Origin of the sequence: Bradyrhizobium murdochi (assembly GCF_000472965.1) — a bacterium.
Classification (GTDB): domain Bacteria; phylum Pseudomonadota; class Alphaproteobacteria; order Rhizobiales; family Xanthobacteraceae; genus Bradyrhizobium; species Bradyrhizobium murdochi.
Genome location: NZ_AXAU01000059.1, coordinates 1 through 7,139, shown reverse-complemented (window position 1 = coordinate 7,139; position 7,139 = coordinate 1). Strand labels below are relative to the sequence as shown.

Sequence of the window (7,139 nt, the reverse complement as noted above, 5' to 3'; positions counted from 1 at the left end):
AGGCCATGCTGCTCGAACTCGGCATCAAGCATCGCTACACCAGACCCTACCGGCCGCAAACCAATGGCAAGGTCGAGCGCTTCTGGCGAACCCTCGAAGAGGACGTCATCGAGGGCGCAACCTTCGACAATCTCGACCATTTCGCCAAAGAGCTGTTCGAGTACCTGATCTACTACAATAACCACAGGCCTCATCAGGCCCTTGCAGGGCTCACCCCGAAGGCCTTTGCAGCCACCAAGACCACCGCGATCCAATCAGCGAATTAGTGAACATCGACAGCAATGACGGGGTGAGGGCGGTGCGCAATAGCCGGGCCCAGCGTTGCAAGCAGGAGCAAAGCGGCACCCCAAAGTGTCATTTTATCATCTTGTACATTAGCAGGTGCGGCGGGTTCCAATGACGCCTCACCCTTTTTGGGGCGTGTACTCGTTGGGCAAATGATGGTAGGAAACCTCAGCCATCTCCCGCTGCCCACCGGCATTTCCCAACCACTGGCCCGATGAAAAACGACCAGATCCTCAGCCAGATCACCGAGTTCTGTCGCCAGTACGACATGGCGGAGACGACGTTCGGGCGCCGGGCGGTCAACGACGGGAAGCTGGTGCAGCGGCTGCGCGAGGGCAAGCGCATCACCATCGATACGCTGGACCGCATCCAGGCCTATATCGCGGCGTCCACCGGCACGCTGCCGCCGCCGCGCGGCCTCGAAGTGCCGCCGGAAAAGCGCGACCCCAGGGGCAATTTCCGCTTCTTCGAGAACCGGCAGAAATACCTGCTGTTCGTCCATACCTGCAGCGAAAAGCGGGTGATTGCCGAGCGGGTGGCGCTGGAGCTGTCCAGCCTGCATCCGCGGCCGCCGGCGCTCAGGGTATTCGACGCGGGCGTCGGCGACGGCACGGTGCTGGCGCGGGTGATGCGCTCGATGCACGGCCGTTTCCCCCATATGCCCTTCTATATCGCCGGCAAGGAGTTGAGCCTGGAGGACGTCCGGCTGACGCTCGACAAGGTGCCAGACCGGCTGTTCGAGCACCCGGCGACCGTCATCGTCCTGACCAATATGCATTACGCGGAGGCGCCCTGGCTGACCCCGGCCTCGCCAGCGGCAGCCGCGGGCATGATCTGGCACGAGGTGGCCCTGCGGGGGGCCTCTTCGGGGGAGTTTGAGACGCAAATTGCCGAACTGGGGCCGTTTCTGGAACAGAACTGGCGCGCCAATATCAGCCCCAAATCGGGCATGCCGATCTATGAACGGCCGGTGGCGCTGGTGCTGTACCGGGAAGATCACCGGTTCCTGCTTGATTCGATCATCCCACGGGCCGGCCGGACCGAGGCAAATTTCGACCTTGTGATCGCTTCCCAGCCCTATCGGGCAAAATCCTCTGTGAATTTCCGCGCCAAGCGGATCATTGCGCCGCTGGCCCGGTCGCTTCGGGCAGGGGGCCGATTGATTGGAATTCACTCCCACGGGCAGGATCCGGGCCTGGAAATCATCCAGTCGGTCTGGCCGGGAGAAAATCCTTTCGCCGTGAGCCGCCATGAGCTATTGCGCGCCGTGAAATACGAGCTGGGTTCGGCCGGGCGGGACCTTAACTTTAATGCCTACGCCGATAACCGTTCCATCTTCCGTTATGATATGGAAGCGCTGCCCAACGAGGTCACCGGCTCGATCGGAACCTCGACGGCCTTTGCAGCGTGGAATGCGGCGGTGTATGTCGCCCAGATCGAAGACGACCGGTTGACGGAAATGACTGAAAACAGCCGGACCCTCGATGCCACCAGAGAGGTTCTGCGCAAGCATAACGGGCTTTGGTTTTACGACGAATCCTACGTCATTTCGCGGCGTCGCGACTGACATTCCAGGATACACAACACAGACAGCCGCCGGGGTTCGGCGGGAACAAGGGGTTTGTTGATGCGCGCCTCCTATCTCTTCACCAGCGAGTCGGTTTCCGAGGGTCATCCGGACAAGGTTTGCGATCGAATCTCGGACGAGATCGTCGACCTGTTCTACCGGGAAGGCCCGAAGGCGGGCATCGACCCCTGGCAGATCCGCGCGGCCTGCGAAACGCTTGCCACCACCAACAAGGTCGTCATCGCTGGCGAAACGCGCGGTCCGAGCTCGGTGACCAACGACCAGATCGAGAGCGTTGTTCGCGAGGCGATCAAGGATATCGGCTACGAGCAGGAAGGCTTCCACTGGGAGAAAGCCGACATCGAGATTCTGCTGCATCCGCAGTCGGCCGATATCGCGCAGGGCGTCGATGCCAAGCAGCCCAGCAACCAGGAAGAGGGCGCGGGCGACCAGGGCATCATGTTCGGCTACGCCACCAACGAGACGCCTGACCTGATGCCGGCGCCGATTTTCTACGCTCACAAGATCCTTCGGTTGATTTCCGAAGCACGCCATTCCGGCCGCGAGAAGGTGCTCGGTCCGGACTCCAAGAGCCAGGTCACCGTGCAGTACGAGAACGGCAAGCCGGTCAGCGTGCGCGAGATCGTAGTCTCGCACCAGCATCTGGTCGAGGACCTCACCTCCAATCAGATTCGTGACATCGTTGAACCCTATGTCCGCGAGGCGCTGCCGAAGGAATGGATCAACGGCAAGACCATCTGGCACATCAACCCGACCGGAAAATTCTACATCGGCGGTCCCGACGGCGATTCCGGTCTCACCGGCCGAAAGATCATCGTCGATACGTATGGCGGCGCAGCCCCGCATGGCGGCGGCGCCTTCTCCGGCAAGGATCCGACCAAGGTCGACCGTTCGGCCGCTTATGCCGCGCGCTATGTCGCCAAGAACATCGTCGCCGCCGGTCTCGCCGACCGCTGCACACTGCAGCTCGCTTACGCGATCGGTGTGGCGCGTCCGCTGTCGATCTATATCGACACCCACGGCACTGGAAAGGTGCCGGAAGACCAGCTCGAGCAGGCAGCCGCGAAGGCGATGGATTTGACGCCGCGCGGCATCCGCACCCATCTCGATCTCAATCGCCCGATTTACGCGCGTACCGCAGCCTACGGCCATTTCGGTCGCACGCCCGACAATGAAGGCGGCTTCTCCTGGGAGAAGATCGATCTGGTCGAACCGCTCAAGCGCGCGGTTTAGTTTTAACAGTGTCATTCCGGGGCACCGCGATAGCGGTGAACCCGGATTCTTTTCCACGATTTCGAGATTCCGGGTTCGTGGCTCACGCGCGCCCCGGAATGACGAGCTCAACAGAGGGAAACTCCCCATGACCACTGCCGCCGCCAAGAAGCCCGCCTTCACCGACTACATCGTCAAGGACATTTCGCTCGCCGAATTCGGCCGCAAGGAAATCTCGCTGGCCGAGACCGAGATGCCGGGCCTGATGGCGACGCGCGAGGAATACGGTCCGAAGCAGCCGCTGAAGGGCGCCCGCATCGCCGGCTCCCTGCACATGACGATCCAGACCGCGGTCTTGATCGAAACGCTGGCCGCACTCGGCGCCGACATCCGCTGGGTGTCGTGCAACATCTATTCGACGCAGGATCATGCGGCTGCCGCGATCGCTGCCGCCGGCATTCCGGTGTTTGCGGTGAAGGGCGAGACGCTCGCCGAATACTGGGACTACACCGCAAAGCTGTTCGACTGGCACGGCGGCGGCACGCCCAACATGATCCTCGATGACGGCGGCGATGCCACCATGCTGGTGCATGCCGGCTACCGCGCCGAGCAGGGCGATACCGCCTTCCTCGACAAGCCGACTTCGGAGGAAGAGGAAATCTTCTATGCGCTCGTCAAGCGCCTCCTGAAGGAGAAGCCGAAGGGGTACTTCGCCGAGATCGCCAAGAACATCAAGGGCGTCTCGGAGGAGACCACCACGGGCGTGCATCGCCTCTACGATATGGCGAACAAGGGTACGCTGTTGTTCCCCGCCATCAACGTCAACGACAGCGTGACGAAATCGAAATTCGACAACCTCTATGGTTGCCGCGAGTCGCTGGTCGACGGCATCCGCCGCGGCACCGACGTCATGATGTCCGGCAAGACTGCGATGGTCGCGGGCTTCGGCGACGTCGGAAAGGGCTCGGCGGCGTCGCTGCGCCAGGCCGGCTGCCGCGTCATGGTCTCCGAAGTCGATCCGATCTGCGCGCTGCAGGCGGCGATGGAAGGCTATGAAGTCACGACCATGGAAGACGCCGCTCCGCGCGCCGACATCTTCGTCACCGCGACCGGCAACAAGGACATCATCACCATCGACCACATGCGCGCGATGAAGGATCGCGCCATCGTCTGCAACATCGGTCACTTCGATAACGAGATCCAGATCGCAGGCCTTCGTAACCTGAAGTGGACCAACATCAAGCCGCAGGTCGACGAGATCGAATTCCCCGACAAGCACCGCATCATCCTGTTGTCGGAAGGCCGCTTGGTGAATCTCGGCAACGCCATGGGCCATCCGTCCTTCGTGATGTCGGCCTCCTTCACCAACCAGACGCTGGCGCAGATCGAGCTGTTCGCCAACAACAAGGACGGCAAGTACCAGAAGCAGGTCTACGTGCTGCCGAAGACGCTCGACGAGAAGGTGGCGCGGCTGCATCTCGCCAAGATCGGCGTCAAGCTGACCGAGCTGCGCAAGGACCAGGCCGACTATATCGGCGTCAAGCCGGAAGGCCCATACAAGTCGGATCACTACCGCTACTGATTTCACGTCGCGGGCGGCGTCCTGAAGTAAATGCCAAGGCACTACCAAGCCCCGGAGCGATCCGGGGCTTTTTGCTGGTCGGTCGCACAACCTGCGACGGTTGAAATTCAACGGCAAATTCCGATACAGCCTGTATCGTCGCAGCAACCTGACAATGCGAGTTGCAATTTCTGCCTGCTGGCCATTACATCTGAAAGCAGGGAGGATCGCCATGACCGATACGGCAGAGCATTTCGACGTCCTCATTGTCGGCGCGGGACTGTCCGGCATCGGCGCGGGCTATCATTTGCAGGAGAAGTGCCCCGGCAAGAGCTACGTCATTCTCGAGGGGCGCGACTGTATCGGCGGCACCTGGGATCTGTTTCGTTATCCCGGCATCCGCTCCGACTCCGACATGTACACGCTCGGCTATTCGTTCCGGCCGTGGACCGAACCGAAGGCGATCGCCGACGGGCCGCGGATCCTCAACTATGTTCGCGAGACCGCTGTAGATAACGGCATCGACAAGCACATCCGCTTCCACCACCGCGTCAAGCGCGCGTCGTGGTCGTCGCTGGAGTCGCGCTGGACGGTGGAGGCCGAACGCACCACAGGCGAGGGCGCGACCGAAATCGCGCGCTTCACCTGCAATTTCCTGTTCATGTGCTCGGGCTATTACAAATACGAGGAAGGCTATACGCCGGATTTTTCGGGCACGGCGGACTTCGCCGGCCAGATCGTGCATCCGCAGAAATGGCCTGAGGATCTCGACTATGCGGGCAAACGCGTGGTGGTCATCGGCTCTGGCGCGACCGCCGTGACGCTGGTGCCGGAGATGGCGAAGACCGCTGCGCATGTCACCATGCTGCAGCGTTCGCCGACTTACGTGGTGGCGCGGCCGGCGGAGGACGCGCTTGCCAACAAGCTGCGGAAAAATCTCTCCGCCAAGCTCGCCTATCACATGATCCGCTGGCGCAACGTGCTGTTCGGCATGTATTTCTTTCAGCTCTGCCGCCGCAAGCCCGAGCGCGCCAAGCAGTTGATCCTCGGCGGCGTCAAGATGGCGCTGGGACCGGAATACGATGTCGGCAAGCACTTTACGCCGCGCTACAATCCGTGGGAGCAGCGGCTCTGCCTGGTGCCGGACGGCGACCTGTTTAAATCGATCCGCGACAAGCGCGCTTCCGTCGTCACCAACGAGATCAATACGTTCACCAAGCGCGGCATCAAGCTGAAGGACGGCAGCGAGCTTGAGGCCGATATCATTGTCACCGCGACCGGGCTGGTTCTGCAGGTGCTCGGCGGGCTCGAAGTCAGTGTCGACGGCCGCACGATCGATTTCGCGCGAACGCTGAACTACAAGGGCATGATGTATTCGGACATTCCGAACCTGGCGGCCGCGTTCGGCTACACCAACGCGTCGTGGACGCTGAAATGCGATCTGACCTGCGAATATGTCTGCCGGCTGATCAACTATATGGACCGCAACGGCTACAAACAGTGCATGCCGCATAATGTCGATCCGTCGGTCACCGAACTGCCGTCGCTGGATTTCTCCTCCGGCTATGTGCAGCGCTCGATCGCCAAACTGCCCAAGCAGGGCTCGAAGCGGCCGTGGCGGCTGTACCAGAACTACGCGCTCGACATCGTCACGCTCCGCTACGGCAAGGTCGATGACGGGGTGATGCAGTATTCGTGAAGTCGCATCGGCGGTGGTCGCGTCCCGAAAGCCCCATGCGTCGTTTCGCGTATACGTGTGTGAAGGCGAATCGTCCAAAGTGCTCTCACGGTTAACGCCGGGTTAACCGGCGTACCCATACGCTGCGTGACTTGCGGCACCTGACAGCACGAGGAAGCCCATGGACGCCCAGCGAATTGCCGTCGATGCCCTTGTGGCGCTGACCGATTGCGACCGCGAAGCGGCGATCGCCTTCATCCGCAAATTCTATCTGGCCGGTGTCCGCGACCCGAAGCGGTTGACCTTCAAGGGACTGCAGGCGCTCCGGGGGTGAGGCGGGGGCTCGGATTTTCCGACGATCTCGATGCCATGCTGACGCTGTCATCCCCCGCGAAGGGGGGGATCCAGTACGCCGCGGCTTCTCGGTTCGATCATTGACGTCTCTGGAATACTGGATCGTCCGCCTTCGCGGACGATGACAGTTGAATATAACTTCGCATTCTCGCGGCGCATTGCGCCCGAGCTTTGCTCTCGACTTCCCGCCCTCTGATTCAGAGGGCGCAGGGAAGACCGGGTGCTGGCTGCACCCGCGGTCTCGTGTGCGATTTGCGCAAAAGAAAATGCACACGAGCATACAGGTACAGCGGGAGCATCCCGGCCTTCCCTGCGCAATGGCTTTACGGCTTACTTCGTGCTCTTCCCGGAGAACGGCTCTTTTGCCTCCGTCGCTGCGCAAATAGTTTCACGCAGCTTAACGCCAGCACCGCGGCGCCCGAACCACACGACTTCGCCGTACGCTTCCTGCGCCTACGTCT

At 61.5% G+C, this 7,139-nt stretch carries 5 protein-coding genes and 2 pseudogenes; all 7 read left to right on the top strand.

The annotated features are described in order from the left end of the window. Positions 1-99, top strand: a pseudogene (locus YUO_RS49245) (integrase core domain-containing protein); the annotation flags it as partial. Further along, positions 81-266, top strand: a pseudogene (locus YUO_RS43325) (IS3 family transposase); the annotation flags it as partial. The pseudogenes YUO_RS49245 and YUO_RS43325, both read left to right, overlap by 19 nt. Positions 267-499: 233 nt before the next feature. Then, entirely contained in the window at positions 500-1,852 is a 1,353-nt protein-coding gene (locus YUO_RS0137385) for a hypothetical protein (RefSeq protein WP_028351687.1), read from the top strand. Between the two features lie 60 nt (positions 1,853-1,912). Beyond that, positions 1,913-3,106 (top strand): methionine adenosyltransferase, encoded by a 1,194-nt coding sequence (gene metK / locus YUO_RS0137380; RefSeq protein ID WP_028351686.1) that lies wholly within the window; start codon positions 1,913-1,915, stop codon positions 3,104-3,106. A gap of 127 nt (positions 3,107-3,233) precedes the next feature. Further along, positions 3,234-4,667 (top strand): adenosylhomocysteinase, encoded by a 1,434-nt coding sequence (ahcY, locus tag YUO_RS0137375; RefSeq protein WP_028351685.1) that lies wholly within the window; start codon positions 3,234-3,236, stop codon positions 4,665-4,667. Between the two features lie 211 nt (positions 4,668-4,878). Next, on the top strand, positions 4,879-6,345 hold the full coding sequence (locus YUO_RS0137370) for a flavin-containing monooxygenase (protein WP_028351684.1): 1,467 nt from the start codon (positions 4,879-4,881) through the stop codon (positions 6,343-6,345). Between the two features lie 160 nt (positions 6,346-6,505). Continuing rightward, complete coding sequence (locus YUO_RS47450) at positions 6,506-6,658, top strand: hypothetical protein (RefSeq protein ID WP_197427586.1); 153 nt, start codon at positions 6,506-6,508, stop codon at positions 6,656-6,658. Positions 6,659-7,139 lie beyond the last annotated feature (481 nt).

Excerpts from the sequence above, each read along its gene's own strand:
- YUO_RS47450 (WP_197427586.1), top strand. The coding sequence starts at position 6,506 with ATGGACGCCCAGCGAATTGCCGTCGATGCCCTTGTGGCGCTGACCGAT.
- YUO_RS0137370 (WP_028351684.1), top strand. The coding sequence starts at position 4,879 with ATGACCGATACGGCAGAGCATTTCGACGTCCTCATTGTCGGCGCGGGA.
- ahcY (WP_028351685.1), top strand. The coding sequence starts at position 3,234 with ATGACCACTGCCGCCGCCAAGAAGCCCGCCTTCACCGACTACATCGTC.
- metK (WP_028351686.1), top strand. The coding sequence starts at position 1,913 with ATGCGCGCCTCCTATCTCTTCACCAGCGAGTCGGTTTCCGAGGGTCAT.
- YUO_RS0137385 (WP_028351687.1), top strand. The coding sequence starts at position 500 with ATGAAAAACGACCAGATCCTCAGCCAGATCACCGAGTTCTGTCGCCAG.